25 protein-coding genes are annotated in these 24,654 nt (G+C 68.0%); 15 read left to right on the forward strand and 10 right to left on the reverse strand.

All coding sequences use genetic code 11. From position 1 onward, the window contains the following. Positions 1–8 precede the first annotated feature (8 nt). From HOP52_RS08000 to HOP52_RS08020, 5 genes are read right to left on the reverse strand one after another with little or no spacing between them, the layout of a single operon-like run. On the reverse strand, positions 9–278 hold the full coding sequence (locus HOP52_RS08000; RefSeq protein ID WP_238976850.1) for a K+/H+ antiporter subunit F: 270 nt from the start codon (positions 276–278) through the stop codon (positions 9–11). Further along, entirely contained in the window at positions 272–769 is a 498-nt protein-coding gene (locus HOP52_RS08005) for a Na+/H+ antiporter subunit E (RefSeq protein ID WP_238976851.1), read from the reverse strand. The genes HOP52_RS08000 and HOP52_RS08005 overlap by 7 nt, the downstream gene beginning before the upstream one ends. After that, positions 766–2,307 (reverse strand): monovalent cation/H+ antiporter subunit D, encoded by a 1,542-nt coding sequence (locus HOP52_RS08010; protein ID WP_238976852.1) that lies wholly within the window; start codon positions 2,305–2,307, stop codon positions 766–768. Before HOP52_RS08010 ends, HOP52_RS08005 begins: the two co-directional genes overlap by 4 nt. Further along, positions 2,307–2,648 (reverse strand): Na+/H+ antiporter subunit C, encoded by a 342-nt coding sequence (locus HOP52_RS08015; RefSeq protein WP_238976853.1) that lies wholly within the window; start codon positions 2,646–2,648, stop codon positions 2,307–2,309. The genes HOP52_RS08010 and HOP52_RS08015 overlap by 1 nt, the downstream gene beginning before the upstream one ends. Next, on the reverse strand, positions 2,648–5,458 hold the full coding sequence (locus HOP52_RS08020) for a monovalent cation/H+ antiporter subunit A (protein WP_238976854.1): 2,811 nt from the start codon (positions 5,456–5,458) through the stop codon (positions 2,648–2,650). The genes HOP52_RS08015 and HOP52_RS08020 overlap by 1 nt, the downstream gene beginning before the upstream one ends. A 495-nt stretch (positions 5,459–5,953) precedes the next feature. Between HOP52_RS08020 and HOP52_RS08025 the strand changes: the two genes are divergently transcribed. From HOP52_RS08025 to HOP52_RS08060, 8 genes are all read left to right on the forward strand, one after another. Next, positions 5,954–8,287: a putative monovalent cation/H+ antiporter subunit A gene (locus HOP52_RS08025; protein ID WP_238976855.1), complete on the forward strand. Its 2,334-nt coding sequence runs from the start codon at positions 5,954–5,956 to the stop codon at positions 8,285–8,287. Beyond that, complete coding sequence (locus tag HOP52_RS08030; protein ID WP_238976856.1) at positions 8,280–8,711, forward strand: Na+/H+ antiporter subunit B; 432 nt, start codon at positions 8,280–8,282, stop codon at positions 8,709–8,711. The genes HOP52_RS08025 and HOP52_RS08030 overlap by 8 nt, the downstream gene beginning before the upstream one ends. A gap of 45 nt (positions 8,712–8,756) precedes the next feature. Further along, a complete protein-coding gene (locus HOP52_RS08035) occupies positions 8,757–9,104 on the forward strand; it encodes a Na+/H+ antiporter subunit C (RefSeq protein ID WP_238976857.1) in 348 nt (115 codons plus the stop codon). Next, complete coding sequence (locus HOP52_RS08040; protein WP_238976858.1) at positions 9,101–10,675, forward strand: Na+/H+ antiporter subunit D; 1,575 nt, start codon at positions 9,101–9,103, stop codon at positions 10,673–10,675. Before HOP52_RS08035 ends, HOP52_RS08040 begins: the two co-directional genes overlap by 4 nt. Then, positions 10,672–11,145, forward strand: coding sequence for a Na+/H+ antiporter subunit E (locus HOP52_RS08045; protein ID WP_238976859.1), 474 nt, complete (start codon positions 10,672–10,674; stop codon positions 11,143–11,145). The genes HOP52_RS08040 and HOP52_RS08045 overlap by 4 nt, the downstream gene beginning before the upstream one ends. A gap of 21 nt (positions 11,146–11,166) precedes the next feature. After that, positions 11,167–11,436, forward strand: a complete 270-nt coding sequence (locus HOP52_RS08050; protein WP_238976860.1) for an MrpF/PhaF family protein — start codon at positions 11,167–11,169, stop codon at positions 11,434–11,436. Further along, positions 11,429–11,833: a monovalent cation/H(+) antiporter subunit G gene (gene mnhG, locus HOP52_RS08055; protein WP_238976861.1), complete on the forward strand. Its 405-nt coding sequence runs from the start codon at positions 11,429–11,431 to the stop codon at positions 11,831–11,833. The genes HOP52_RS08050 and mnhG overlap by 8 nt, the downstream gene beginning before the upstream one ends. Positions 11,834–11,970: 137 nt before the next feature. After that, positions 11,971–13,257, forward strand: a complete 1,287-nt coding sequence (locus HOP52_RS08060) for a lytic murein transglycosylase (protein ID WP_238976862.1) — start codon at positions 11,971–11,973, stop codon at positions 13,255–13,257. Positions 13,258–13,363: 106 nt separating this feature from the next. On the opposite strand, the gene HOP52_RS08065 is transcribed toward HOP52_RS08060, so the two are convergent. Then, on the reverse strand, positions 13,364–13,948 hold the full coding sequence (locus tag HOP52_RS08065) for a PRC-barrel domain containing protein (protein ID WP_238976863.1): 585 nt from the start codon (positions 13,946–13,948) through the stop codon (positions 13,364–13,366). Positions 13,949–14,133: 185 nt separating this feature from the next. Further along, positions 14,134–14,847, reverse strand: coding sequence for a 16S rRNA (uracil(1498)-N(3))-methyltransferase (locus tag HOP52_RS08070; protein ID WP_238976864.1), 714 nt, complete (start codon positions 14,845–14,847; stop codon positions 14,134–14,136). Between the two features lie 98 nt (positions 14,848–14,945). Between HOP52_RS08070 and phaR the strand changes: the two genes are divergently transcribed. From phaR to coq7, 6 genes are all read left to right on the forward strand, one after another. Continuing rightward, the gene (gene phaR / locus HOP52_RS08075; RefSeq protein WP_238976865.1) at positions 14,946–15,410 is read left to right on the forward strand and encodes a polyhydroxyalkanoate synthesis repressor PhaR; all 465 of its coding nucleotides are present in this window, start codon (positions 14,946–14,948) and stop codon (positions 15,408–15,410) included. 115 nt (positions 15,411–15,525) lie between these two features. Then, positions 15,526–16,821: a phosphoribosylamine--glycine ligase gene (purD, locus tag HOP52_RS08080; RefSeq protein WP_238976866.1), complete on the forward strand. Its 1,296-nt coding sequence runs from the start codon at positions 15,526–15,528 to the stop codon at positions 16,819–16,821. A gap of 118 nt (positions 16,822–16,939) precedes the next feature. After that, positions 16,940–17,380: an acyl-CoA thioesterase gene (locus HOP52_RS08085; protein WP_238976867.1), complete on the forward strand. Its 441-nt coding sequence runs from the start codon at positions 16,940–16,942 to the stop codon at positions 17,378–17,380. After that, positions 17,380–18,252 (forward strand): phosphoribulokinase, encoded by an 873-nt coding sequence (locus HOP52_RS08090; RefSeq protein WP_238976868.1) that lies wholly within the window; start codon positions 17,380–17,382, stop codon positions 18,250–18,252. The genes HOP52_RS08085 and HOP52_RS08090 overlap by 1 nt, the downstream gene beginning before the upstream one ends. Before the next feature lie 68 nt (positions 18,253–18,320). Further along, the gene (locus HOP52_RS08095; RefSeq protein ID WP_238976869.1) at positions 18,321–18,662 is read left to right on the forward strand and encodes a histidine triad nucleotide-binding protein; all 342 of its coding nucleotides are present in this window, start codon (positions 18,321–18,323) and stop codon (positions 18,660–18,662) included. Between the two features lie 208 nt (positions 18,663–18,870). Next, a complete protein-coding gene (gene coq7, locus HOP52_RS08100) occupies positions 18,871–19,515 on the forward strand; it encodes a 2-polyprenyl-3-methyl-6-methoxy-1,4-benzoquinone monooxygenase (RefSeq protein ID WP_238976870.1) in 645 nt (214 codons plus the stop codon). A gap of 163 nt (positions 19,516–19,678) precedes the next feature. Here the strand turns inward: coq7 and HOP52_RS08105 are convergent, their stop codons facing one another. The 3 genes from HOP52_RS08105 to HOP52_RS08115 form a co-directional block, all read right to left on the reverse strand. Further along, on the reverse strand, positions 19,679–20,098 hold the full coding sequence (locus tag HOP52_RS08105; protein WP_238976871.1) for an OsmC family protein: 420 nt from the start codon (positions 20,096–20,098) through the stop codon (positions 19,679–19,681). A gap of 213 nt (positions 20,099–20,311) precedes the next feature. Then, a complete protein-coding gene (gene murU / locus HOP52_RS08110) occupies positions 20,312–20,974 on the reverse strand; it encodes an N-acetylmuramate alpha-1-phosphate uridylyltransferase MurU (protein WP_238976872.1) in 663 nt (220 codons plus the stop codon). Beyond that, complete coding sequence (locus HOP52_RS08115; RefSeq protein WP_238976873.1) at positions 20,971–22,017, reverse strand: aminoglycoside phosphotransferase family protein; 1,047 nt, start codon at positions 22,015–22,017, stop codon at positions 20,971–20,973. Before HOP52_RS08115 ends, murU begins: the two co-directional genes overlap by 4 nt. 140 nt (positions 22,018–22,157) lie before the next feature. Between HOP52_RS08115 and HOP52_RS08120 the strand changes: the two genes are divergently transcribed. Next, positions 22,158–24,620 carry an LPS-assembly protein LptD gene (locus tag HOP52_RS08120; protein WP_238976874.1) on the forward strand — a complete coding sequence of 821 codons (2,463 nt, stop codon included), beginning with the start codon at positions 22,158–22,160 and terminating at the stop codon, positions 24,618–24,620. The last annotated feature ends 34 nt before the right edge of the window (positions 24,621–24,654 follow it).

Genomic DNA, 24,654 nt, shown 5'->3' on the forward strand with positions numbered 1-24,654 from the left:
GAGCTTCCTCACTCGATGATATCGCCGCGCAGCAGGTAGCGGCAGATGGCCATGGTGCTGACGAAGCCCAGCATGGCGATCAGGATGGCCGCCTCGAAGTAGGTCTTGGTGTTGAGCCACAGCCCCAGCATCACGATCAGCGCAATGCTGTTGACGTAGAGGGTGTCCAGGGCCAGCAGCCGGTCGGGAATGTCCGGGCCGATGGCGAGCCGGTAGACGTTCATCGACATGGCCAGCACGATCAGCGTCAGGCTGATCATCAGCGCGGTGTCTAGCATTCGAAGATCTCCTTGAGCGGCCGCTCATAGCGTTCGTGGATCTCGCGAATCAACGCCTGCTCGTCGCTCATGTCCAGGGCGTGGATCAGCAGCGAGGAGCCGTCCAGGCGGATATTGGTGGAGACCGTGCCCGGCGTCATGGTGATGGTGTTGGCCAGCAGGGTGATCGCCAGCCGGTCCTTGACCTGCAGCGGGTATTCGATGAAGCCGGGGTGCGGCTCGCGCTTGGGCAGCAGGATCAACAGGCTGACCTGCACGTTGGCCTTGACGATATCGAACAGCACCACCAGGACGAACCAGGCCAGCTTGATCGGGTGCTTGACCTGGGGCAGAGGCTCCCAGAAGCGCTGGGTGAGCAGCGGTATTCCCACCGCCAGGAAAGCCCCCAGCAGCAGCTGGCCGGGGGCGAGGCTGCGTACCATCAGCAGCCAAACCACCAGCAGCACCAGCGACAGGGTGGGGGTAGGTAGGTAGCGTCCCAGGGCTCTCATGGTGCCTCCCCGTTGATCTCGTGGAAGGTGGCCGCTTGCGCGGCGGATGGCTCGCCGAACAGCTGCACGATCGGCTGCTGCGGGTCGGCGAGCTGCTGGGCGGTGGCCTGGGTGTAGGCGCTGATCGGTCCGCCAAAGGCGACCAGCACGGGGGCGCTGGCCAGTAGCCAGACCACCCCGGCGAGCTGGGCGCGACTGACCTTGCCGGTGGCCACCTCGCCCTTGTAGCTGGCCCAGAAGAACACCGAGCCAGCCCGCGACATGGCGATCAGCGCGCACAGCCCGGCCAGCAGCAGCAGCGGCCAGAGCCACAGCCGGGCGCTGCCCTCGGTGGCCTGCATCAGCAAGAGCTTGCCCAGCGAGCCGGCCAGCGGCGGCAAGCCGGCCACCCCCACCGCGGCGACCAGAAACAAGCCGCCGAGCAGGAAGCGCTGGTGCAGCCGGCGGGCGCGCACCAGGCGGGTGCCCGCCTTGCCGCGCTGCTGGCCTAGCAGTTCGGCGATCAAAAACAGTGCGCCGCAGATCAGGGTAGTGTGGGGCAGGTAGTAGAGCAGGGCGGTGGTGGCCGCCGGGGTGCCCAGGGCGGTGCCGGCGAGCAGGGTGCCCACCGACACCAGCACCAGATAGGCGATCAGCGGACGCAGGTCGCGGGCCGCGAGCACGCCCACGGCGGCCAGCACGATGGTGGCCAGCCCCGACCACCACAGCCAGGCCTCGATCGCCGCCGCGGCCGGGCTGTCGACGAAGATCAGCGACTGCACCCGCAGGATGGCGTAGAGCCCCACCTTGGTCATGATGGCAAACAGCGCCGCCACCGGCGCCGGGGCCGAGGCGTAGGTGCGCGGCAGCCAGAAGTAGAGCGGCAGCAGCGCCGCCTTGAGACTGAACACCACGATCAGCAGCAGCGCACCGGCGGTGACCAGGGCCGCCTGGTCACCGGACATGGCGGCGATGCGCCGCGCCATGTCGGCCATGTTGAGCGTGCCGGTGGCGCCGTAGAGCACCCCCAGCGCCACCAGGAACAGCGCCGAGCCGGCCACGTTGAGGATCACGTAGTGCAGGCCGGCGGCGATCCGCGCCTTGCCGCCGCCGTGCATCAGCAGCGCATAGGAGGCGAGCAGCAGGATCTCGAAGAACACGAAGAGGTTGAACAGATCGCCGGTCAAAAAGGCGCCGTTGAGCCCCACCAGCTGCAGCTGGAAGAGGCCGTGGAAGTGGCTGCCCCGCGTATCGTCGCCGGCGCAGGCGAACAGCACGCAGCCCAGCGCCAGCGTGGCGGTCAGGGTCAGCATCAGCGCCGAGAGCCGGTCGAGCATCAGCACGATGCCGAACGGCGCCTCCCAGTTGCCCAGGGCATAGAAAGCGAGTTCCCCGCCGGCGGCCCGCTTGAGCAGCAGCAGGCTGATCACCAGCAGGGCGACGGTGAGCGCAACGCTGATGCGTCGGTGTGTGGTATCCGAGGCCTTGCCGGCCAGCAGCAGACCCAGGGCGCCGACCAGCGGCAGCAGGATGGGCAGGGCAATCAGGTGTTGAGGCATCAGCGCGCATCCCCCTCTTCGCCCTGCTGGCCGTCGACGTGATCGGAGCCGAGCTCACTGCGTGCGCGGATCGCCAGGATCACCACGAAGGCGGTCATGGCGAAGCCGATGACGATGGCGGTAAGCACCAGCGCCTGGGGCAGCGGGTCGGTAGGAGTGAGCGACTCCCCGATCACCGCCGCGGCGTGGGTGTTGAGGCCGCCGGTGGAGAACAGGAAGAGGTTGACCGCATAGCCCAGCATCGCCAGGCCGATGATGACGGGGAAGGTGCGGCCGCGCAGCAGCAGGTAGATACCGCTGGCGGTGAGCACGCCGACGACCAGCGAGAACAGGGCTTCCATCAACGTTCCTCCAGGCTCGGGCGGTGGACGGTGGTGATCCGGCCCAGGTTGATCAGAATCATCAGGGTGGCGCCGACCACGGCCAGGTAGACCCCCACGTCGAACAGCATGGCGGAGGCCAGCTCGATCTCGCCGATCAGCGGGATATGGAAGTGGCCGAAGGCCGAGGTCAGGAAGGGATAGCCGAACAGCCAGCTGCCAAGCCCCGTGGCGGTGGCGATGGCCAGGCCCGAAACGGCCACCACCGCGTAGGAGAGCGGCAGGCGCTGGCGGGTCCAGTCGTGGCCGCGGGCCATGTACTGCAGGATCAGCGCTACCGAGGTGATCAGGCCGGCGATGAAGCCGCCGCCGGGCTGGTTGTGGCCGCGCAGGAAGATATACACCGACACCAGCAGCGCCAGCGGCAGCAGGATCTGGGCTACCACCGCGAGAATCAGCGGATAGCGGTGGCGCGACCAGCGGATGCCCTCCAGGTTGCCGGCAGGCATGAACAGGCGCATGCGGTTGAGCAGCTTGAAGGTGGCCAGGCCCGCCAGGGTCAGCACGGTGATCTCACCCAGGGTGTCGAAGCCACGGAAATCGACCAGGATGACGTTGACCACGTTGGTGCCTCCGCCGCCGGGCAGCGCCTCGCGCAGGAAGTAGTCGGCGATGGTCAGCGTCTCGCGGGTCAGCAGGGCATAGTTGAGCATCGCCACTATCAGGCCCAGGGAGGCGGCCAGCACCAGGTCGCGGACGATGCGTCGACCCGAGACCAGCAGCGGTGGGCGCTGGGGCAGGAAGAACAGCGCCAGGATCATCAGGATCATCGAGGCGACTTCCACCGACAGCTGGGTCAGCGCCAGGTCGGGGGCGGAGAAGCGCACGAAGGTCAGCGACACTGACAGGCCCACCACCGAGAGCATCAGCAGCGAGACCAGCCGCCAGCGGTGGCTGAGTGCGCTGCCGATGGCGCCGAAGATCATCAGCCCCGCGCCCAGCAGCAGCATGCCGTCCAGCGGCTGCAGGCCGCGTTCGCCGGTCAGGGCGTTGAGCTGGGACAGGCCGATGCCGGTCATCACCAGGGCGGTAAGGATCAGCAGTGCCTGGTAACGCTGCAGCGAACCGTTCTCCAGGCGTAGGGTCAGCCACAGGGTGGCCTTGATCAGGCGCAGCATGACCGCCTCGAAGGCGAGGCTGGCATCCCGCGCGGGAAACAGCGCGGCGATGGCGGCGAAGCGCTTGTGATTGATCAGCACCAGCACGCCACCGGCCACGGCGGCGAGGCTCATCACCAGCGGCAGGTTGATGCCGTGCCACAGCGCCAGGGTGAACAGCGGGGTGGTGTCGCCCTGGACGGCGAGGCTGGCGGCGTTGACCAGCGGGGCGGCCAGGGTCATCGGGAAGAGGCCCACCAGCAGGCTCATGGCGGCCAGGAACAGGCCCGGCGCCAGCATGCCGCGGGCCGGGTCGTGGACCTTCATCGGCGGCTGGGCCTTCTGTTCACGGGTCAGCTTGGGGGCGGCGAAGAACAGACTCCAGACCAGCCGCAGCGAGTAGCCCACCGAGAGAATCGCGCCCATCACCACCAGCATGGGGATCAGCCCGCTCAGTGCGCCCAGCACGTCGTTGACCAGGCTCTGCTCGAACAGCATCTCCTTGGAGAGAAAGCCGTTGAAGGGTGGGAAGCCGGCCATGGCGGCGCCGGCCAGGATCGTCATGGTGCCGGTCAGCGGCATCATCGACCACAGCGCGCCCAGGCGGTCGATATCGCGGGTGCCGGTCTCGTGGTCGATGATGCCCACGCTCATGAACAGCGCCGCCTTGAAGGTGGCGTGGTTGAGGATGTGGAACACCGCGGCGACGATGGCCAGCGGGCTGCCCAGCCCCAGCAGCAGGGTGATCAAGCCCAGGTGACTCACCGTGGAGAAGGCCAGGATGCCTTTCAGGTCGCGCTCGAGCAGGGCGAACCAGGCGGCGTAGAGCAGGGTCGCCAGGCCCACCAGCGACAGCGTAATGGCCCACAGGGCGGTGTCGCCCAGCGCCGGATTGAGACGCGCCATCAAGAAGACCCCGGCCTTGACCATGGTGGCCGAATGCAGGAAGGCCGACACCGGGGTGGGAGCGGCCATGGCGTGGGGCAGCCAGAAGTGGAAGGGGAACTGGGCCGACTTGGTGAAGGCGCCGAACAGCACCAGCAGCAGGATCAGCGGATAGTTTGCCGAGGCGCGGATGGCGTCGCCGGCGGCCAGCACCTCGCTCAGGGCGAAGCTGCCGGCCGCCTGGCCGATCAGCAGGAAGCCGGCGAGCAGCGCCAGGCCGCCGGCGCCGGTCACGGTCAGCGCCATGCGCGCCCCGCGGCGGGCGTCGCTGCGATGCCCCCAGAAGCCGATCAGCAGGAACGACGAGATGCTGGTCAGCTCCCAGAACAGCCACAGCAGGATCAGGTTGTCGGCCATGGCGATGCCGAGCATGGCGGTCATGAACAGCATCATGTAGGAGAGGAAGCGGCCGTCGTCCTCTTCGGCGCTGAGATAGAAGCCGGCGTACAGCAGGATCAGGCTGCCGATGCCCAGGATCAGCACCGCAAACAGCAGTGTCAGACCGTCGATGCGCAGCGCCAGGTCGAGGCCGAGTAGCGGCATCCAGCTGAGCTGCATGCTGACCACTTCGCCGCCGATCACCGTCGGGGCATGCAGCAGCACCAGCAGTAGCGCCGCCAGGGGGGCGATCAGGGTGGTGGCGACGCAGACCTTGCGACCACGGCGAGACGTCATCACCGGCACCAGCGTGCCGACAATGGTGAGAAGCGGAATCCACAGCAGTGACATCGGTGGCTCGTCCATTCTGACGGCGGCTAGGGTGGTGTCTGCGCCACGCTTGGGTCATGGTGTCGTGGCGTTCGATGCACCCGGATACCACACAGAGGCTCATCGGGATTGGCGGCGATCGATGGATCGCGCGGCTGGCGAGCGGTGGGCCTATATGAAGAAACGGCGGAAAATCGCTATACTATCAGGCCGTTTCATCGACGGGCCGGTATTTTCGGTGGCCAGCTCGGCGCAAAGTTTATCGACTTTGCAGTGCAATATACAGCCCGAAAAAATCCACTATGGTCATTCTTTGGGCGTAGGCCAACGGGTGGGGATGGCGGCCGGGAAGCCCTAATGCGTATCTCAATGCCTTGCCCATGGTCAGGCGATCGAACGCAAGATGCAGGGCAAAACAGCAGGAGAGAGGACAATGCCAAGGGACATCGGGCGGGTACGAGACGCCATGCCGCGGGCAACTGTTGACCGGATAATCGACCAGAAGAGAGCTGCAAGATGCAACTAGCCGTGCTATCGGGTTTTGTGCTGGCCGCCTTTGCGCCCCTGCTGCATCGTTGGTTCGGGGGGCGGACCAGCCTCGTGCTGGCAGTTTTCCCGGCTGCCCTGGCGCTGTGGTTCCTGGGCCAGGTGCCGGCGGTCATGGACGGTGAGGTGCTGACCCTGGCCCTGGAGTGGGTGCCCTCGCTGGGCATGAGCCTGACCTTCGTCATTGACGGTTTGTCGCTGCTGTTCGCCCTGCTGATCACGGTGATCGGCACCTTCGTGCTGATCTACGCCGGCGGCTATCTCAAGGGGCATCCCGACCTGGTACGTTTCCACATCGTCATTCTGGCGTTCATGGTCTCGATGCTGGGGCTGGTGCTGGCCGACGGCCTGCTGACGATGTTCGTGTTCTGGGAGCTGACCAGCATCACCTCCTATCTGCTGATCGGTTTCAATCACGCCGACCTGGAGGCGCGCAAGTCGGCCCGTCAGGGGCTGTTCGTCACCGTGGCCGGCGGCCTGGCGCTGATGGCCGGGCTGGTGATGCTGGGCATCGCCGGCGGCAGCTGGTCGCTCTCCGAGCTCAACGCCATGGGCGATGTGCTGCGTGAGCACGACCTCTACGCGCCGCTGCTGATCTGCCTGCTGCTCGGTGCCTTCACCAAGTCGGCCCAGTTCCCCTTCCACTTCTGGCTGCCCAATGCCATGGCCGCTCCCACCCCGGTCTCGGCCTACCTGCACTCGGCGACCATGGTCAAGGCCGGCATCTACCTGCTGGCCCGCCTCCACCCGGGCCTGGGCGGCACCGAGATGTGGATCGGCATCCTCTCGGTGGTGGGGGCGCTGACCATGTTCACCGGCGCCTTCCTGGCCATTCGCCACACCAATATCAAGAAGCTCCTGGCCTACTCCACGGTGATGGCGCTGGGCACCCTGACCATGCTGCTGGGCATCGGCACCGAGGGGGCGCTGATCGCCTTCGCCACCTTCCTGCTGGCGCACTCCCTCTACAAGGGGGCGCTGTTCATGGTGGCCGGTATTCTCGACCATGAGACCGGCACCAAGGACGTCACCGCCATGGGCGGGCTGCGCCCGCTGATGCCGGTCACCGCGCTGGTGGCGCTGATCGCCGCCCTGTCGCTGGCCGGGGTGCCGCCGCTGTTTGGCTTCATCGCCAAGGAGCTGATGTTCGAGTCGGTGCTCGAGGCGGGGCGCTTCAGGGCGCTGATCCTGCTGCTGGCCTTTTCCGCCGCCTTCCTGACCATCGCCGTGGCGGCCATCGTGGGCCTGCGGCCCTTCTTCGGCGAGCGCCGCCAGACGCCGCGCGTGGCCCACGAGGCACCGGCCTCGATGCTGATCGGTCCGGCGGTGCTGGCGATCCTCTCGCTGCTGCTGGGGTTGACCCCGATGCTGGCCGGCACCGGCCTGCTGACCGCGGCGGCCTCGGCGGTGATCGGCGAGCCGGTGCAGGTATCGCTGTCGCTGTGGCACGGCATCAACCTGCCGCTGCTGATGTCGCTGGCCAGCCTGGGGCTCGGCTATGCGCTGTTTCGTCGCTGGGACCTGGTGCGAGGGCGGCTGGCGCGCCTCGACCCGCTGATGGCGCGGGGCCCTGAGGCGGGCTACGAGGCCTTCATGCACGGGGTCACGGTGGTCTCCGACTGGCAGACCCGCATCCTGCAGAACGGCTATATGCGCAACTACATCATGGTGATGGTGCTGACCCTGATCGGCCTGGTGGGCAATTCGCTGCTGCTGCGCCATGCCCCGGCGATCGCCTTCCATGTCGACGTGCGCTTCCACGAGGTGGTGGTGGTGGGCATGCTGGTGATGGGGGCGCTGTTCGCCACCGTCACCCGCTCGCGGCTCAGCGCGGTGGTGTCGGTGGGCATCATGGGCTTCTCGATCGCCCTGACCTTCATCCTGTTCAGCGCGCCCGACCTGGGCATCACCCAGCTGCTGGTGGAGACCCTGACGGTGATTCTGCTGGTGCTGGTGCTGTTTCGCCTGCCGCGCTTCGCCAGCCTCTCGACCCCCGTGGAGCGGATCAGGGACATCATCGTCGCCGGCAGCGCGGGGGTGCTGATCACCCTGCTGGTGCTGACCGCCTGGGGCATCGACCAGTTCGTGCCGATTTCCGGCTACATGATCGACAACAGCGTGCCGCTGGCCCACGGCCGCAACATCGTCAACGTCATCCTGGTCGACTACCGGGCGCTGGATACGCTGGGCGAGATCTTCGTGCTAGCGCTGGCGGCGATCGGCGTCATCGCCATGCTCAAGCTGCGCGCCGGCGACAAGGCCGCGAAGAAAGCGACCCCGGAGAAGGAGCCGTACGATGGTTAAGTCCGGTACCCTGATACTGCACACCGCAGCGCGCATCCTGATGCCGCTGCAGCTGCTGTTCTCGGTGTTTCTGCTGCTGCGCGGCCACGATGAGCCGGGCGGCGGCTTCATCGCCGGCCTGGTGGCCGCCGGCGCCTTCACGCTCTACCTGTTCGCCTTCGGCGTCAGCGCCACCCGTGACGTGCTGCGCATGGTCGACCCGCGCGATCTGATCGGGATGGGGCTGCTGCTGGGCATGATCTCGGTGTTTCCCGCCTGGTTCGTGGACCAGCCCTTCCTGACCGCCCAGTGGTGGGAGGTGCCGGGCATCGACTTCAAGGCTTCGACGCCGCTGATTTTCGATATCGGCGTCTACCTGGCGGTGCTCGGCTCGGTGCTGGCCATGGTCATGACGCTGATGGAGGTGGACAAGGATGAACCCTGAATCGCTTGCCCTCGCCGCAACGCCAACCTGCCAGGGAGGTCCCGCATGGAACCGATAATGGCCGTGGCCATCGGCACGCTCTACGCGGCCGCGATTTTCATGATACTGCGCCGCTCCATCGTCAAGCTGGTGATCGGCCTGATCCTGCTGTCGAACGCCGCCAACCTGCTGATCTTCACCTCGGCGGGGATGACCCGGGGGGCGCCGCCGCTGATCCCCGAGGGGCTGTCGGCGCCAGTCGGCGCCGTGGCGGACCCGCTGCCCCAGGCGGTGGTGCTGACCGCCATCGTGATCGCCTTCGGTGTGCTGGCGTTTGCCGTGGTACTGATTCGCCGGGCCTATGAAATCGTCAAGGCCGATGATCTGGACAAGATGAAGGAAACCGACACGTGAGGCCCGAAGTTGCACTTCCCGTCCTCCTCCCGCTGCTGTCGGGGGCCGTTTCCCTGCTGTTCTGGCGCTCGCGCCCCATGCAGCGCTTCGTGGCGGTGGCCGGCAATGCCGCCCTGCTCGGGGTGGCACTGTGGCTGATCGCCTCCGTCAGTCGCGAAGGCCACGTGGTGATCCAGATGGGCGGCTGGCCGGCGCCCTTCGGCATCACCCTGGTGGCCGACATGCTCAGCGCGGTGATGGTGGTGCTCACCGGCATCCTGGGGCTGGCGCTGGCGATCTATTCGCTGGCCTCCACCGGACCCGGTCACGAGAAATTCGGCTACTACCCGCTGATGCACCTGCTGCTGGCCGGGGTGGCCGGCGCCTTCCTCACCGGCGACATCTTCAACCTCTACGTCTGGTTCGAGGTGATGCTGGTGGCCTCCTTCGCGCTGCTGATCCTCGGCGGCGAGAAGGCGCAGATGGAGGGGGCCATCAAGTACGTGACCCTCAACCTGCTCGCTTCGGTGATCTTCCTCACCGCCATCGGCCTGACCTACGGCATGGTCGGCACCCTCAACATGGCCGATATCGCCCAGCGCCTGGCGGTGGCCGAGCACCAGGGCATGGTGGAGGTGCTGGCGGTAATGTTCATGGTGGCCTTCGGTATCAAGGCGGCGGCCTTCCCGCTGTTCTTCTGGCTGCCGGCCTCCTACCACACGCCGCCGGTGGCGGTGTCGGCGCTGTTCGCTGGGCTGTTGACCAAGGTCGGCGTCTACTCGCTGTTTCGCGTCTTCTCGCTGATGTTCGACCAGACCCTGGGCTACACCCAGGACCTGCTGATCTGGGGGGCGGCGCTGACCATGGTCACCGGGGTGCTGGGCGCGGCCGCCCAGTTCGAGTTCCGGCGCATCCTGTCGTTCCATATCGTCAGTCAGATCGGCTACATGATCCTGGGGTTGGCGCTGTTCACGCCGCTGGCCATTGCGGGGGGGGTGTTCGCGGTGGTGCACAACATGGTGGTCAAGACCAACCTGTTTCTGATCAGCGGCATCACCCGGCGGCTGCAGGGCACCTACGAGCTCAAGAAGATGGGGGGGCTCTACCGTGAGCGGCCCTGGCTGGCGGTGGCCTTCTTCCTCTCGGCCTTCTCGCTGGCGGGGATTCCGCCGCTGTCGGGCTTCTTCGCCAAGTTCGTGATCGTGCGCGCGGGCATCGAGGCCGAGGCCTACGTGGTGACGGCCATCGCCCTGGCGGTGGGGCTGATGACCCTCTACTCCATGGTCAAGATCTGGAACGAGGTGTTCTGGAAGACTCTGCCCGAGGACAACCTGGTCCCGGCGGAGGAGATCGTGATCGGCGATGACAGCCGGATCGTGCCGCCCAGCCTGTGGCTGATGTACCTGCCGGTGGCGGTGCTGGCGCTGTTCTCGCTGCTGATCGGCATCTTCGCCGAGCCGCTGATGGGCATCATGAATCAGGTCGGCGAGCAGCTCATGCATCCGCAGGGCTATATCGAGGCGGTGCTGGGCGCCGAGGTCGGCGTCGATGACGTGTTGATCGAGGCCCAGGAGCAGGAGGTGACCCCATGACCGGTGCCATCTGGAATCTGCTGCTGGGGATCGCCTGGGTCGTGCTGAGCGGCGACTTCTCCGGCCTCAACCTGGTGGTGGGCCTGGTCTTCGGCTACATCACCCTGGTGCTGATCGAGCCCCAGGTGGAGGCGCTCAAGGGCTATCCGGCGCGCATCCCGCGGATCCTGCGCTTCCTCGGCTTCTTCATCAAGGAACTGGTGCAGGCCAACCTGCGCGTTGGCTTCGATATCCTGACCCCGCCCTGGCATATGAAACCGGGGGTGATCGCCATGCCCCTGGAGGCGCGCACCGAGCTCGAGATCGCCATGGTGGCCAACCTGATCTCGCTGACCCCGGGCACCCTGAGCCTGGACGTCTCCGACGACCGCAAGGTGCTCTACATTCACGCCATGTTCCTCGACGATGAAGAGGAGCTGCGCCGCAACCTCAAGGAAATGGAATCCCGTGCCCTGGAGCTGTTCCGCTGACCCTGACAACGAGGTGCCGACATGGACACCGTGATTCTGCTCAGCCAGGTCGTGATGGCCCTGGCACTGATTCTCGCCTTCGTGCGGGTCGTGCGTGGCCCGAGCCTGCCCGACCGAGTGGTGGCGCTGGAGCTCTTCGCCAGCATCGTGGTGGGGCTGGTCGGTGTCTACGCCATCAAGATGGATGTCTCGAGCTTTCTCGATGCCGCCATCGTGATCGCCCTGATGGGCTTTCTCGCCGCCATCGGGTTCGCCCGCTTTCTGGAACGGGGAGGGCCGCGCGATGATTGAGGTCGTCAAGGGCACGCTGGTACTCGCCGGCGCGCTGTTCATGCTGCTGGCGGCACTGGGCATCCTGCGCCTGCCGGACCTGCTGACCCGCATGCACGCCACCACCAAGGCCGCGGCGCTCGGCGTGATCTTGATCATGCTGGCGGTGGCGCTCCACTTCGCCGAGGTGGCGGTGGCGGCGCGCGCCTTCGCGATCATCATCTTCGTGGTGATGACCGCGCCGGTGGCGGCCCACGTGATCGGTCGTGCCGGCTATTTCGTCGGCTCCAAGCTATGGAGCGGCACGGTGAAGGATGAGCTGCGCCCCAACTATGATCCGCTCACCCATGAGCTGAAGAGTGGCATGGAGACCCAGGCCAACGCCAAGCGCGAGCCGAAGCACAACGACCCGCCTTGAAGGCGGGGAGCTGCGTCGCGTGATGCCAGAGGCCGCCTGCGGGCGGCCTCTGGCGTTGTCGACGGTTGAGGGACTGGCCTGGGTCGCACTTCTGCGCCATCATCGGGGGCCATCCACCGCCTAGGGAAGTCGAGACCATGATGCGCCAGATTGTTCCTGCCTCGCTGTTGCTTGCGCTGTTGGCCGGCTGTCAGGGCGGCCCCGTGCAGGAGGCCGCGGCCGACCCGGCGGGTGCCGAGTCCGTGTCGTCGGCCGCGACACAGGCGTCGGTGACGCCCCCCGAGACCGAGGCAGAGGCCGGCGCGCCGGTCGATTTCGCCGACTGGCTGGCCGGCTTTCGCCGCGAGGCCCGCGCCGAAGGCATCTCCGAGGCGACCCTGGCCAGCGCCCTGGATGGCGTGCGTTATCGCCCCCGGGTGGTCGAGCTCGATCGCTCGCAGCCGGAGTTCGTGCGACCCATTTGGCAGTACCTGGACACGGCCGTCTCGGCGACCCGGGTGACCCAAGGGCGGGAGAAGCTGGCCGAGCATCGCGACACTGCGCGGCGCATGGAGAGCCGCTACGGGGTGCCGGCGGAGATCATCGTCGCCATCTGGGGGATCGAGAGCAACTACGGGGGCAACTTCGGCAGCTTCTCGACGCTGGATGCCCTGGCCACTCTGGCCTTCGACGGTCGCCGTCGCGACTTCGCCCGGGGCGAGCTGCTGGCGGCGCTGCGGATCATCGAGTCCGGGGATATCGCGCCGCGACAGATGGTCGGCTCCTGGGCCGGCGCCATGGGTCACACCCAGTTCATTCCGTCGAGCTTCGAGGCCTATGCCGTGGACGGCGACGGCGACGGCCGGCGCGATATCTGGGGCAGCATCCCCGATGTCATGGCCTCCACCGCCAACTACCTGGCCCGTGCCGGCTGGCAGGCGGGTGAGCCCTGGGGCGTGGAGGTGCGCTTGCCCGATGACTTCGACTACGCCCAGACCGAGCTCGCGACCCGGCGCAGCAGCCGGGAGTGGGCCGGGCAGGGCGTGCGCGCACTGGGCGGCGAGGCGCTGCCGGCATTCGATCAGGCATCGGTGATCGCCCCGGCCGGCGCCCGGGGGCCGGCCTTCCTGGTCGGGCCCAACTACCGGGCCATCCTGCGCTACAACAACGCCACCAGCTATGCGCTGGCGGTGGGCACCCTGGCCAACGAGATCGCCGGCCGGGACGGCATCGTGGCGGGCTGGCCGCGGGACGAGCAGCCGCTGGCGCGCCGCCAGGTCCGCGAGATGCAGCAGGCCTTGAACGCCCGCGGTTTCGAGGTCGGCGCCGCCGACGGCATCATGGGGCCCAATACCCGCCGTGGGCTGCGCGCCTTCCAGCGCGAGATCGGCGTCCCCCCCGACGGCTTCGCCACCCGGCGCCTGCTGGAGCGGCTGCAGCGCTGACCGGGAGGGCGCTGCGGGCAGCGAATCTTGATGCCGGTCTTCTGACTAAGCCCTGATACACAGCGACCCCGCCGAGGCGGGGTCGCAGCAGCGTCCGGCGGGCAGCTCAGTCGCGCATGTGGTCGATGGCGCCCTCGATGGCCTCGCCGGCGCGCCGGGCCCCCTCCTGGGTACGCTCCCAGGCGCTTTCGGCCCCTTCGCCGATGCGGTCGGCGCCTTCCCGGGTGTAATGCCAGGCGCTGATGGCGCCCTCCTGGGTGGTGTCCCAGGCATCGCGCGCCCGTTCGCGGGCCAGGTCCCACCAGTCCTGGTCATAGTGCGGCATCTCCTCGAGGGCTTCCTCGGGAGTGTCGATGATGACGTCGTGGGTGATCTGGCCCTCGTCGTCCTCATGGGTGACGAGATGGTAGTGGGGGTTGGTGACCACCAGTGGGTTGTCGCCGAGCCCCACGCCTGTATCGGGGCGCACCACCAGGGCATGAACCCGCATGTCGTCCCCGAGCAGGATGTCCGCCACGCTGCCGGCCTCGGTACCCGGGGCGGCCTCGAAGTAGACGTCGGCATCGAGAATCGACTGGGCCGAGTAGAGGCCCTGGGGCTCGAACTGTGCATGGGCGCCCGCTGTGAGGCCGGCGGCCAGCAGACCCACGGCGGTGGCGAGCGTCGTCCTTGCGAAGCGGCCTTGTGCCATTGGGGCGTCCTCCTTTTCCATGATGTGGCCATTAGTGTAGACGACAGGACGGATCGTGCCGTCGACCCGCCGGGGCGTCCCTAAACGCCCCGCCGGCTTGCTTGCCCGGCATATCGCCGATGACTCATGCAGCCCGGGCGGAGCTCCACGGTCACCGTCGCGGCTTTCGAGGGCAAGGGGGGCGTCTAGAAGAGTCGGGCGAGCAGGGCGACCACCGCAGTCTCCACCCGCAGGATGCGCGGGCCCAGGTGGATGCCCTGGCAGCCGGCGTCGAGCAGCCGCTCGACCTCATGGGGGATGAAGCCCCCCTCCGGCCCGACGATCAGCAGGGTTGGCCGGTCGATACCGCGGGGGCAGGGGCTGGGCATGCCGGGGTGCGCCAGCAGGCCCTGTCGCTCGGCGAGCAGCCCCGGCAGCCGCTCCTCGACGAAGGGGCGAAAGCCCCTGGCCAGGCTCACCTCGGGCATCACGGTGTCCCGGGACTGCTCCAGCCCCAGCACCAGGTGGTCGCGGATCTTCTGCTCGCCAAGCTCCGGGGACTGCCAGTAGCTCTTCTCAACCCGGCGACTGTGCAGCAGGGTAATCTGCTTCACTCCCAGGGCGGTGACGTGTTCGAGGCTTCGGGCCAGCATCCGTGGGCGCGGCAGGGCCAGCACCAGGTGAACCGGCAGCGGCGGCGGCGGCGGCTGGTCCATGGCGTCCAGCGTGAAGCAGGCTTCCTCGTCGTCAAGCGCCACGAGTTCGCCGCGGCCGATGCCGCCGCCCTGGATGCCCAGCGTCAGGCGATCGCCGATCGTCGCGCGGTGGACCTCCCTGAGGTGGCGCAGTCGACGTGGGTCGCGTACCCGCGCCTGGCGGCGGTCTTCGATATCCTCGGGGGCGAGCAGGATCAGGTTCATCGGGCCTCGTTGAAGTCGGTTCGAGTTGCAAGGGCGGTGGCGCAGTGCACAATGTCAGTATGAGGGCAACGCTGCCTGCCATGAACAAGGAGTGCGCCGTGCGCGTCATACGCAAATATGCCAACCGCAGGCTCTATGATACCCAACAGAGCCGCTATGTGACCCTCGAGGATCTGCGTCGCCTGATCCTCGACCAGGAGCCCTTCCGGGTCGAGGATGCCAAGTCCGGTGAGGACCTGACCCGGACCATCCTGCTGTCGATCATCATCGAGCAGGAGCAGGCCGACGGCGAGGCGGAGGTCTTCTCCAACGACCTGTTGGCCGAGTTCATTCGGGTCTATGACATGGCCCAGCCGCTGCCGCTGGCGCGCTACCTGGAGCAGGGCACCAAGCTGATGCTCGAGCAGCAGAAACGCATGCAGGACCAGTGGCAGCAGGCCTTGCGCCATTCGCCCATGGAGGTGATGCGCGACCTGGCCGAGGAGAACATGCGCTTCTGGCAGCAGACCATCGGCCAGGGTGGCCCCCAGAACGACGACGATGACGATTCCAAGAAGTCGTGACCGGGGCGGCGATAACGGCGGCTTTCTGACATAATGCGGCGACATTTTTCGCCTGCGCCCATCCGGTGCGCGGCGATCAAGCCCGTTTCCAGTCGTTTTATAGGTAGAGCAGCGGATGAAGGTTCTGATCATCGGCGGCGGTGGCCGCGAACATGCCCTGGCCTGGAAGGTCGCCCAGTCGCCGCGCGTCGAGCGCGTCTTCGTGGCCCCCGGTAATGCCGGTAGCGCCCGTGAGCCGGGCCTTGAGAATGTCGCCATCGGCGTCGACGATCTCGACGGCCTGGTGGCCTTCGCCGGCGAGCAGCGCATCGATCTCACCATCGTGGGGCCGGAGGCCCCGCTGGTCGAGGGCGTGGTCGATCGCTTCCGCGAGGCGGGTCTGGCGATCTTCGGCCCCACCGCCGGGGCGGCCCAGCTCGAGGGCTCCAAGTCCTTCACCAAGGACTTCCTGGCCCGCCACGCCATCCCCACCGCGGCGTATCGCACCTTCACCGAGGTGGCGCCAGCGCTTGCGTACCTGGCCGAGCAGGGGGCGCCGATCGTCATCAAGGCCGACGGCCTGGCCGCGGGCAAGGGCGTGATCGTGGCCATGACCCTGGCCGAGGCCGAGGCGGCGGTGCGCGACATGCTCGAGGCCAATGCCTTCGGCGACGCCGGAGCGCGGGTGGTGATCGAGGAGTTCCTCGAGGGCGAGGAGGCCAGCTTCATCGTCATGGTGGACGGCGAGACGGTGCTGCCCATGGCCACCAGCCAGGACCACAAGCGCGCCCTGGATGGCGATGCCGGCCCCAACACCGGCGGCATGGGCGCCTACTCCCCGGCGCCGGTGGTCACCGAGAGCGTCCATGAGCGCATCATGGAGCGGGTGATTCTGCCCACGGTGCGCGGCATGGCCCGGGAGGGCCACCCCTACTCCGGATTCCTCTACGCCGGCCTGATGATCGACGCCGAGGGCAACCCCAGGGTCATCGAATACAACTGCCGCTTCGGTGATCCGGAGACTCAGCCGATCATGCTGCGCCTGCAGTCGGACCTGGCCGAGCTGTGCCTGGCCGGCGCACGCGGCGAGCTGGCCGGCCACACCTGCGACTGGGACCCCCGCGCCGCGGTAGGCGTGGTGATGGCCGCCGGCGGCTACCCGGGCAGCTACCGTAAGGGCGACGTCATCACCGGCCTCGAGGCCGCCGAGTCACGCGACTGCAAGGTCTTCCATGCCGGCACCGCCCAGAACGAGCACGGTGAGATCGTCACCGCCGGCGGGCGGGTGCTGTGTGTCACGGCGCTGGGTGAGGGCGTCGCGGCGGCGCGCGACTTGGCTTACCAAGGGGTGGACGCCATTACCTGGGAGGGGGCCCAGTTCCGCCGCGATATCGCCCATCGCGCCATTGCCCGCGAGCGCCGGGCCGACTGAGTCGGTCGGCCTCGCCGTTGCGCCCCAGCGCCAGCTCTCAAGTGCCAGCCGCCAAGCGCCAGCTCTCAAGAGCCGGTCCCCAAGAGCGAGTTATCAAGAACAACGATATGGAGCGAGGATGGAACGCATCAGACTCGAGTTTCCCGCCCAGGCGGTGATCCATCGTCACCCCCTGACGATGCGCATCACCGACATGAACTATGGCCGCCACCTGGGGCATGACACCCTGGTGTCGCTGCTCCACGAGGCGCGCATTCAGGCGTTCGGCGCCCTCGGGCTCAGCGAATGGGACATGGGCGGCTTTCCCAGCGTGGTGGCCGACCTCGCCGTGCAGTACCAGTCCGAGGCCCGCTGGCCGGATGCGCTGGTGGTGGAGACGGCCATCCCGTCGCCCCAGGGCAAGTCGCTGGTCGTCTATCATCGGGTGTGTCATGCCGAGGGCGGCAAGCCGGTGGCCACCGCGCGGCTCAATGTGGTGCTGGTCGACCCCGCCATCGGTCGCCCGGTGGCGATTCCCGACGTCGTGCAGCGGGCCATCGACGGAGCGGAGAGCGCCTGATGTCGCGCGAATACCCGATCATCGCCGTGACCGGCTCGTCCGGGGCGGGGACCACCACGGTGAAGCGGACCTTCGAGCGGATGTTTCTGCGTGAGGACGTTCACGCCGCCTTCGTCGATGGCGACGCCTTCCACCGCTACACCCGCGACGAACTGGCGCGTATCTTCCGCGAGGAGCCCGAGCGCAAGGACGAGCTCTCCCACTTCGCCGTGGAGGCGAACCTGCTCGACCGACTGGAGGCGCTGTTCCAGGAGTACGGCGAGTACGGCACCGGCACCTACCGCCACTACATCCACGCCGAAGACAAGCAGATGATCGAGGCCGGCTACCGGATCGGCACCTTCACCGAGTGGCAGGCGCTGCCCTGCGGTACCGACCTGCTGTTCTACGAGGGGCTGCACGGCGGCCTGGTCACCGCCGATTACGACATCGCCCGGCACGTGGATCTGCTGGTGGGGGTGGCGCCGACCATGAACCTGGAGTGGATCCAGAAGATCGACCGTGACACCAAGCTGCGCGGCCACTCCCAGGAGGCGGTGATCGACACCATCCTCGGCCGCATGGACGACTATGTGCGCTATATCCAGCCGCAGTTCTCGCGTACCCATATCAACTTCCAGCGGGTGCCCACGGTGGATACCTCCAACCCCTTCGAGGTGCAGGATATCCCCACTGACGCCGAGTCCTTCGTGGTGATTCGTTTTCGCGACCCCGCCACGGTGGACTTTCCCTGGCTGCTGGCGATGATCAAGGACTCCTTCATGAGTCGGCCCCATACGCTGGTGGTGCCGGGGTCGCGGATGTCGCTGGCCATCGAGCTGATCCTGGCGCCACTGGTGCGCCATTTGCTGGCCCAGCGCCGTTTTCGCTGAGTCACCCTCGGTCGCGGCGTCGCTTCCCCAACACAAGTCGGTTCACTAACAAGAGGAGCATAAGCCCGATGGACTGCCTGTTCTGCAAGATCGTCAACCGCGAGATACCCGCCGATATCGTCTACGAGGACGATGAGGTGCTGGCCTTCAACGACCTCAACCCCCAGGCCCCGACCCATATCCTGATCATCCCCAAGCGCCATATCGCCACCCTCAACGATCTCACCGAGGCGGATCAGGCGCTGGTCGGCCGGCTGCCCTACGTCGCCGCCCGGCTGGCCCGCGAGCGTGGCTTCGCCGAAGATGGCTACCGGGTGGTCATGAACTGCAATGACCAGGGCGGTCAGACGGTCTATCATATTCATATGCACCTGATGGGCGGTCGACGCTTTACTTGGCCGGCTGGCTAGCTGGCGCCCTGCGGTGAAAATCGCGCGCGTCAAGGCGTGCGACGCATCAGGTGCATACCCCTTTGGCGCCACCCCTGCGGGTGGCGCCGCCGTGTGGTCGGGCGGGAACTTCTGGCCGGTGCCCGGCTCGGTTAGAATGACGGCTCGACACCTGACCCGTCCTGGAAAACCCGACCTGGAACCAACCTGACCTGGAATAAGGGGTGCCATGAACCGCAAGCTGAGCCGCGCCGATTCGCTGATCCATCAGTTCGATACCGTACTGCGCACCCTGGTGCCCCATGCGGCCCGCTCCTCCCGGCCGTCGCCCGTGACCCCGGACATTCGCGATGACCCCATGACCCCGGAAGAGCGGCGTCATGCCGAGGGGCTGATGCGCATCAACCACACCGGCGAGGTCTGCGCCCAGGCGCTCTACCAGGGCCAGGGGCTGACCGCCAAGCTGCCCGAGGTGCGTGGCCAGATGGAGCAGGCGGCCCAGGAGGAGATCGACCATCTAGCCTGGTGCGACGACCGCCTGCAGGAGCTCGAGGGGCGCACTAGCCTGCTCAATCCGTTCTTCTATGCCGCCTCCTTCGGGCTGGGTGCGGTAGCCGGGGCGGTGGGCGACCGGGTCAGCCTGGGCTTCGTAGCCGCCACCGAGGAGCAGGTCGGGCGCCACCTGGAGGATCACCTGGTCAGGCTGCCCGCCGCCGATCACCGCTCCCGCGCGGTGCTGCGCCAGATGGCCATCGACGAGGCGCACCATGCCCAGCTGGCGCTGGAAGCCGGGGGCAGCCGCTTCCCTGCCCCGGTCAAGTTCGGCATGTCGCTGATGTCCAAGGTGATGACCAAGAGTGTCTATCGCATCTAAGGCAGTGTGGTCAGGCGGGACTCAGTGGAAGCGGCACTGGGGACAGGTCGAAAAGGGGGTCCTATGCCAGGGATGGCATCGGTAGCGCCCAGGGAGGGGTTCACAGCGCCCCCTTGTAGACCTGTCGCCAGAATAGCCGCTGGGTCAGCCTTCAGAGCAGCGTTTACTCCTCCACGATGGTATAGGAGTGCGTCATCTCGACGCCGCCCTGGGCCAGCATGATCGAGGCGCTGCAGTATTTCTCGGCGGACAGCGCCACCGCCCGCTTGACCTGATTCTCCTTGAGGCCGTGGCCGGCCACAATGAAGTGGACATGGATCTTGGTGAACACCGCGGGCACCGCATCGGCCCGCTCGGCCTCCACCTGGGCCACGCAGTCGGTCACCGAGGCGCGGGCCTTCTCGAGGATCTCCATCACGTCGAAGGAGGCGCAGGCGCCGAGCCCCATCAGCAGCATTTCCATGGGGCGCGGTCCGGTATTGCGGCCGCCGTGGTCGGGGGGGCCGTCGATGACCACGCTGTGGCCGCTACCGCTTTCGGCAACGAATTGACGACCGTCGGTCCATTTCACGCTGGCTTTCATGGCAGGGCTCCTTTTCGATTGTCGGGGAAAGGGGGCAGCATACAGGGGTATCGCAGCTGCCCATAGCGAGAGGCACCGGGGACAGGTCGCAGAGGGGGTCCGAGGACCAGGGATGGCCGAGGTAGCGCCCAGGGAGGGGTTCACAGCGCCCCCTCGAAGGCCTGTCGCCGGAACGGCCTCGAGCGATCCTGCTACCTGCTAACAGCCTTCGGTTCAGCCTCGCAGGCGGCGGTCGAGCTCGGCGAGCCGCTCGGGCGTGCCCACATCGACCCAGTCGCCGCGGTGGTGGCGTCCCCCCACCCGACCCGCCGCCATGGCATGGCGCAGCAGCGGCGCCAGGGCGAAGGCGCCGGGGGGCCGGTCGGCCACCAGCTCGGGTCGCATCAGGCTGATCCCGGCGAAGGTCAGCCGCGGCTCGCCTTCGGCCTGTACCCGTCCGCGCCCGTCCAGATGGAAGTCGCCCTCCGGGTGATGGCCCGGGTTGTCGACCAGCACCAGGTGCGCCAGGTCGTTGCCCAGCGGCGGCAGCTCGGCCGGGTCGTGATCGCACCAGATATCGCCGTTGATCAGCACAAAGGGGGCGGTGCCGAGCAGCGGCAGCGCCTGGCGGATGCCGCCGCCGGTTTCCAGCGGTGTTGCCTCGCGGCTCCAGGCGAGGCGCATGCCGAAGGCCGCGCCGTCGCCCAGCGCCGCCATGATCTGCTCGGCCCGGTAGCTGACGTTGATCACCGCCTCGCGAATGCCCGCCTCGCGCAGCCGTTCGAGGTGGTGGACGATCAGCGGTTTGCCCGCCACCGGCAGCAGCGGCTTGGGGCAGTGGTCGGTGAGCGGGCGCATGCGGGTGCCCAGGCCCGCGGCCAGGATCATCGCCTTCATGCCAGGCTCCCGCCGGCGATGCCCTGGGCCGCCAGCTTCGCCTCGAGGGCGGGGTGGAAGTGGTCGCGCAGCCAGTCGTGGACGTCGCGGTGCTCGGGCAGCGCCGCCAAGCTCTCCTCGAGGTGGCCGAGGAAGTGCGGCAGCCGGGCCAGGTAGCCCTCGCGGTCATCGCGCAGGGTGAGGCGGCAGAAGATGCCCAGGACCTTCAGCGCGCGCTGGGCGGCCATGGCCTGGGCCTGGGTCAGGAAGGTGGCCAGGTCGGTGCCCGAGGACAGACGACCCTCCGCCACGGCGCGCTGCCGGAAGGCCTCCACCCAGGCCGCGAAGCGCGGGGCGGTGAAGCGGCAGTAGCGGCCACGGATGAGCGAGATCAGGTCGTAGCTGAGCGGGCCGGCCACGGCGTCCTGGAAGTCGATCAGGTAGAGGGCGTCGTCCCGGACCATCAGGTTCATGGCGTCGAAGTCACGGTGCACGGTGACCACCGGCTGGGCCAGCGCCGAGGCGATCAGCGCCTCGCGCAGCGCCTCCCAGCCGGGCGGCGCGGCGATGCCGAGCCACTCGCCCAGGCACCAGTCGGGGAAGAGGTCCAGCTCGCGGCCCAGCAGCGCGGCGTCATAGGGCGGCAGGGCGTCCGGCGAGGCGCGGTTCTGCAGCGCGTGGAGCAGGTCGATGGCGCGGTCGTGCCAAGCCAGGGTGGCGGGGTGGTCGTCGCCGTGAAAGCAGCGCTGCAGGGGCGTGTCGCCGAGGTCGTCGAGCTCGAGAAAGCCCGCCTCGAGGTCCACCGCGTGCAGCGCCGGCACCGGCAGGCCGCCGGCTCGCCAGCGGCCGGCGATGGCCACGAAAGGGCGGCTGTCCTCCTGTTCGGGTGGGGCATCCATCAGCATGCGCGTGGCCCCGTCGGGTAGGCGCAGCCGATAGTAGCGGCGAAAGCTGGCGTCGCCGGCGGCCAGCCGCAGCTCCAGGGCGTGGGCATCGAGGCCGTGTTGATCGGCCGCCCAGCGGCGCAGCTGGCTGAGTCGTGTCGGGATATCGGCCTCGGTCATGCGGGCTCCTTGCGAGTGTCGGGCACCGGCGGTTGACGCCCGTGGGGCGCCGTCGCATGCTGGCTCGGCGGCCGCGGCGCATACGACTGGCGATGCGATCTGTATAATACCGACTCTCTTCGCCGAGGACAGCGAGCACCATGGGCAAGCGACTTTCAGGGATGGCCCTCGCCGGTCTGATCACCTCCGGCCTGATCCCCCCGGGCCTGGGCGCCGGCGCGCTGCAGGCCGCGGCGCTCGAGCCGATGCCGGCCGAGCGCCTCGACTGGCGCCCCTGGGGGGACGAGCGCCCGGCGGACGCGCTGTGCCGCGGCGTCTATGTCATGCCCGACTATCGCCTGCCGGCCGCCGACGACCCGCGCCAGGTGCAAAGCGAATCCGACACCGCCTTCTACGGCGAAGACGGCGAGACGATTCTCGGCGGCGAGGTGATTCTGCGCCGCGGCGACAGCCAGCTGGAGTCGCCGCGCGTCAGCGTGCCGGCCGCCCGGCAGAGCGCCTTCGCCGAGGGCCCCCTGGCGCTGCGCGACCAGGGGCTGCTGGTGCGCGGGCAGGCCGCCGAGGTCTCGCTGGTCAGCGACGCCGCGCGCATCGAGTCCGCCCACTACGTGATCCACGACCGCCACCTGCACGGCGAGGCGCTGCAGCTGGCGCGCCTGGAGGATGGGCGTTTTCGCCTGACCTCGGCCAATTTCACCACCTGCGATCCGGGCCACGAGCAGTGGCGGCTGGTGGGTGGCGACGTGGTACTCGACCGCGAGAGCGGCTTCGGTACCGCCCGTCATGCGCGGCTCGAGCTGGGGCGGGTGCCGGTCTTCTACTGGCCCTGGGTGCGCTTTCCCATCGACGACCGCCGCCATACCGGCTTCCTGTGGCCGGAGCTCGGCGTCTCCAGCGGCGCCCTGGATTACGCCCAGCCGTTCTACTGGAACATCGCCCCCCATCAGGATGCGACCATCACGCCGCGCTGGATCAGCGACCGCGGCCTGCTGCTGGGCGGTGAGTATCGCTACCTCTTCCCCACCGATGCCGGGCAGATCGAGGGCGCCTACCTGGCCCGCGACGGTGGCGGCTCCAGCGACGACCCCGAGGCACCCTCGCGGCGCTTCGAAGGGGAGGAGCGCTGGTACCTCGACTACCGGCACGCGGGCCGCTTCGACCCCCGCACCCGCTACGCGCTGCGCTACGGGGCGGCCAGCGACGGCCGCTACTTCGACGACTTCGGCAGCGCCTTCGGCGACAGCCCGTCGAGCATGCCGCGCCTGGCCCAGCTCAATTACCACGGCGAGGTCTGGCGGCTGGATGCCCGCGCCCAGGGCTTCCAGCGCCTCGACGACCCACTGCGCGACCGCGACAAGCCCTTCTATCGTCTGCCCAGCCTCTCCGCCGACGCGCGCTGGTCGCAGCCGGGCGGCCTCTACCAGGAGTGGCGCTCCAACCTGACCTACTTCTGGCGCGACGTGGACGAGACAGCGATTCCCCGCGACCGCGAGGCGGCCCTGGGGACGCGCCTGCATCTGTCGCCGGCCACCGGCTGGCGCTTCGAGGAGCGCTGGGGGCACCTGGAGCCGCGGGTGGAGTGGCTCTACACCGCCTACGACCTGGACTACGGCGAGCGTGACACCGCTCGCGACACCTCGCTCTCCCGGGCACTGCCGGTGAGCAGCCTCGATGGTGGGCTGGTCTTCGAGCGCGAGCTGGCGCTTGGCGGGCGCGACTATCGCCAGACCCTGGAGCCGCGCCTCAACTACGCCTACGTGCCGGCCCGGGACCAGGCGGAGTTTCCCGATTTCGACACCAGCGAACGCGCCTTCTCCTGGGCGCAGCTGTGGTCGCCGTATCGCTTCTCCGGCGCCGACCGGGTCGGCGATCTGAATCGCCTGTCACTCGGCCTCGACTCGCGGCTGCTGGAGGATGAGCGCGGTCGCGAGCGCCTGGCGGTCGGCGTGGGGCAGGCGTTCTACTTCGACGACCGCCATATCGACATGGACGGGGACCCGGATGCGCTGCCCACCCCGCCCGAGCAGGGCGGCGACTTCCAGCGCTACTACAACGCCACCCGGGACCGCTCGCCGCTGGTCGCCCGCGCCGACTGGCGGGTCTCCGAGCGCTGGCGTACCCGCTGGCAGTGGTTCTATGACGATAACTTCGAGCAGACCGAGCGCGCCTCGCTGGACCTGCAGTATCGCGCCCGCGCCGGCCACGTATTGAACCTGGGCTACCGCTGGGAACTCCAAGGCTTCGACCCGTCGGCAGAGCCCGGTGACGACGAATTTCGCGACTTCAACCGCGAGGAGTACGACCTGTCGTTCGCCTGGAAGGCCTCGCCGCGGGTCGACGTGATCGGCCGCGCCCTCTACGACCACACCAACGACCGCTTCCTCGAGCAGCTGGCGGGTGTGCAGTGGAACGACTGCTGCTATGGTTTGCAGCTGGTCTGGCGCGAGTGGATCGACGACAACGATACTGCCCGGGTCGACGACGACACCACCGACCGCGGCCTCTTCCTGCGCTTCGTGCTGAAGGGACTGGGCGGCGTGGGCGGCGACGCCGGCGACTACTTCGAACGGGCCGTGCCGGGCTACCGCGCCACGGCCTTCTGAACGACCCGCGTGGTCGGCAAACGAGAGACATCAT

Origin of the sequence: Billgrantia campisalis (genome assembly GCF_022341425.1) — a bacterium.
Taxonomy (GTDB): Bacteria; Pseudomonadota; Gammaproteobacteria; order Pseudomonadales; family Halomonadaceae; genus Halomonas; species Halomonas campisalis.

Bases quoted from the DNA above. Each gene is read 5' to 3' on its own strand.
- HOP52_RS08000 (WP_238976850.1), bottom strand. From the start codon at position 278: ATGCTAGACACCGCGCTGATGATCAGCCTGACGCTGATCGTGCTGGCC.
- HOP52_RS08005 (WP_238976851.1), bottom strand. From the start codon at position 769: ATGAGAGCCCTGGGACGCTACCTACCTACCCCCACCCTGTCGCTGGTG.
- HOP52_RS08010 (WP_238976852.1), bottom strand. From the start codon at position 2,307: ATGCCTCAACACCTGATTGCCCTGCCCATCCTGCTGCCGCTGGTCGGC.
- HOP52_RS08015 (WP_238976853.1), bottom strand. From the start codon at position 2,648: ATGGAAGCCCTGTTCTCGCTGGTCGTCGGCGTGCTCACCGCCAGCGGT.
- HOP52_RS08020 (WP_238976854.1), bottom strand. From the start codon at position 5,458: ATGTCACTGCTGTGGATTCCGCTTCTCACCATTGTCGGCACGCTGGTG.
- HOP52_RS08025 (WP_238976855.1), top strand. From the start codon at position 5,954: ATGCAACTAGCCGTGCTATCGGGTTTTGTGCTGGCCGCCTTTGCGCCC.
- HOP52_RS08030 (WP_238976856.1), top strand. From the start codon at position 8,280: ATGGTTAAGTCCGGTACCCTGATACTGCACACCGCAGCGCGCATCCTG.
- HOP52_RS08035 (WP_238976857.1), top strand. From the start codon at position 8,757: ATGGAACCGATAATGGCCGTGGCCATCGGCACGCTCTACGCGGCCGCG.
- HOP52_RS08045 (WP_238976859.1), top strand. From the start codon at position 10,672: ATGACCGGTGCCATCTGGAATCTGCTGCTGGGGATCGCCTGGGTCGTG.
- HOP52_RS08050 (WP_238976860.1), top strand. From the start codon at position 11,167: ATGGACACCGTGATTCTGCTCAGCCAGGTCGTGATGGCCCTGGCACTG.
- mnhG (WP_238976861.1), top strand. From the start codon at position 11,429: ATGATTGAGGTCGTCAAGGGCACGCTGGTACTCGCCGGCGCGCTGTTC.
- HOP52_RS08060 (WP_238976862.1), top strand. From the start codon at position 11,971: ATGATGCGCCAGATTGTTCCTGCCTCGCTGTTGCTTGCGCTGTTGGCC.
- HOP52_RS08065 (WP_238976863.1), bottom strand. From the start codon at position 13,948: ATGGCACAAGGCCGCTTCGCAAGGACGACGCTCGCCACCGCCGTGGGT.
- HOP52_RS08070 (WP_238976864.1), bottom strand. From the start codon at position 14,847: ATGAACCTGATCCTGCTCGCCCCCGAGGATATCGAAGACCGCCGCCAG.
- purD (WP_238976866.1), top strand. From the start codon at position 15,526: ATGAAGGTTCTGATCATCGGCGGCGGTGGCCGCGAACATGCCCTGGCC.
- HOP52_RS08085 (WP_238976867.1), top strand. From the start codon at position 16,940: ATGGAACGCATCAGACTCGAGTTTCCCGCCCAGGCGGTGATCCATCGT.
- HOP52_RS08090 (WP_238976868.1), top strand. From the start codon at position 17,380: ATGTCGCGCGAATACCCGATCATCGCCGTGACCGGCTCGTCCGGGGCG.
- HOP52_RS08095 (WP_238976869.1), top strand. From the start codon at position 18,321: ATGGACTGCCTGTTCTGCAAGATCGTCAACCGCGAGATACCCGCCGAT.
- coq7 (WP_238976870.1), top strand. From the start codon at position 18,871: ATGAACCGCAAGCTGAGCCGCGCCGATTCGCTGATCCATCAGTTCGAT.
- HOP52_RS08105 (WP_238976871.1), bottom strand. From the start codon at position 20,098: ATGAAAGCCAGCGTGAAATGGACCGACGGTCGTCAATTCGTTGCCGAA.
- murU (WP_238976872.1), bottom strand. From the start codon at position 20,974: ATGAAGGCGATGATCCTGGCCGCGGGCCTGGGCACCCGCATGCGCCCG.
- HOP52_RS08115 (WP_238976873.1), bottom strand. From the start codon at position 22,017: ATGACCGAGGCCGATATCCCGACACGACTCAGCCAGCTGCGCCGCTGG.
- HOP52_RS08120 (WP_238976874.1), top strand. From the start codon at position 22,158: ATGGGCAAGCGACTTTCAGGGATGGCCCTCGCCGGTCTGATCACCTCC.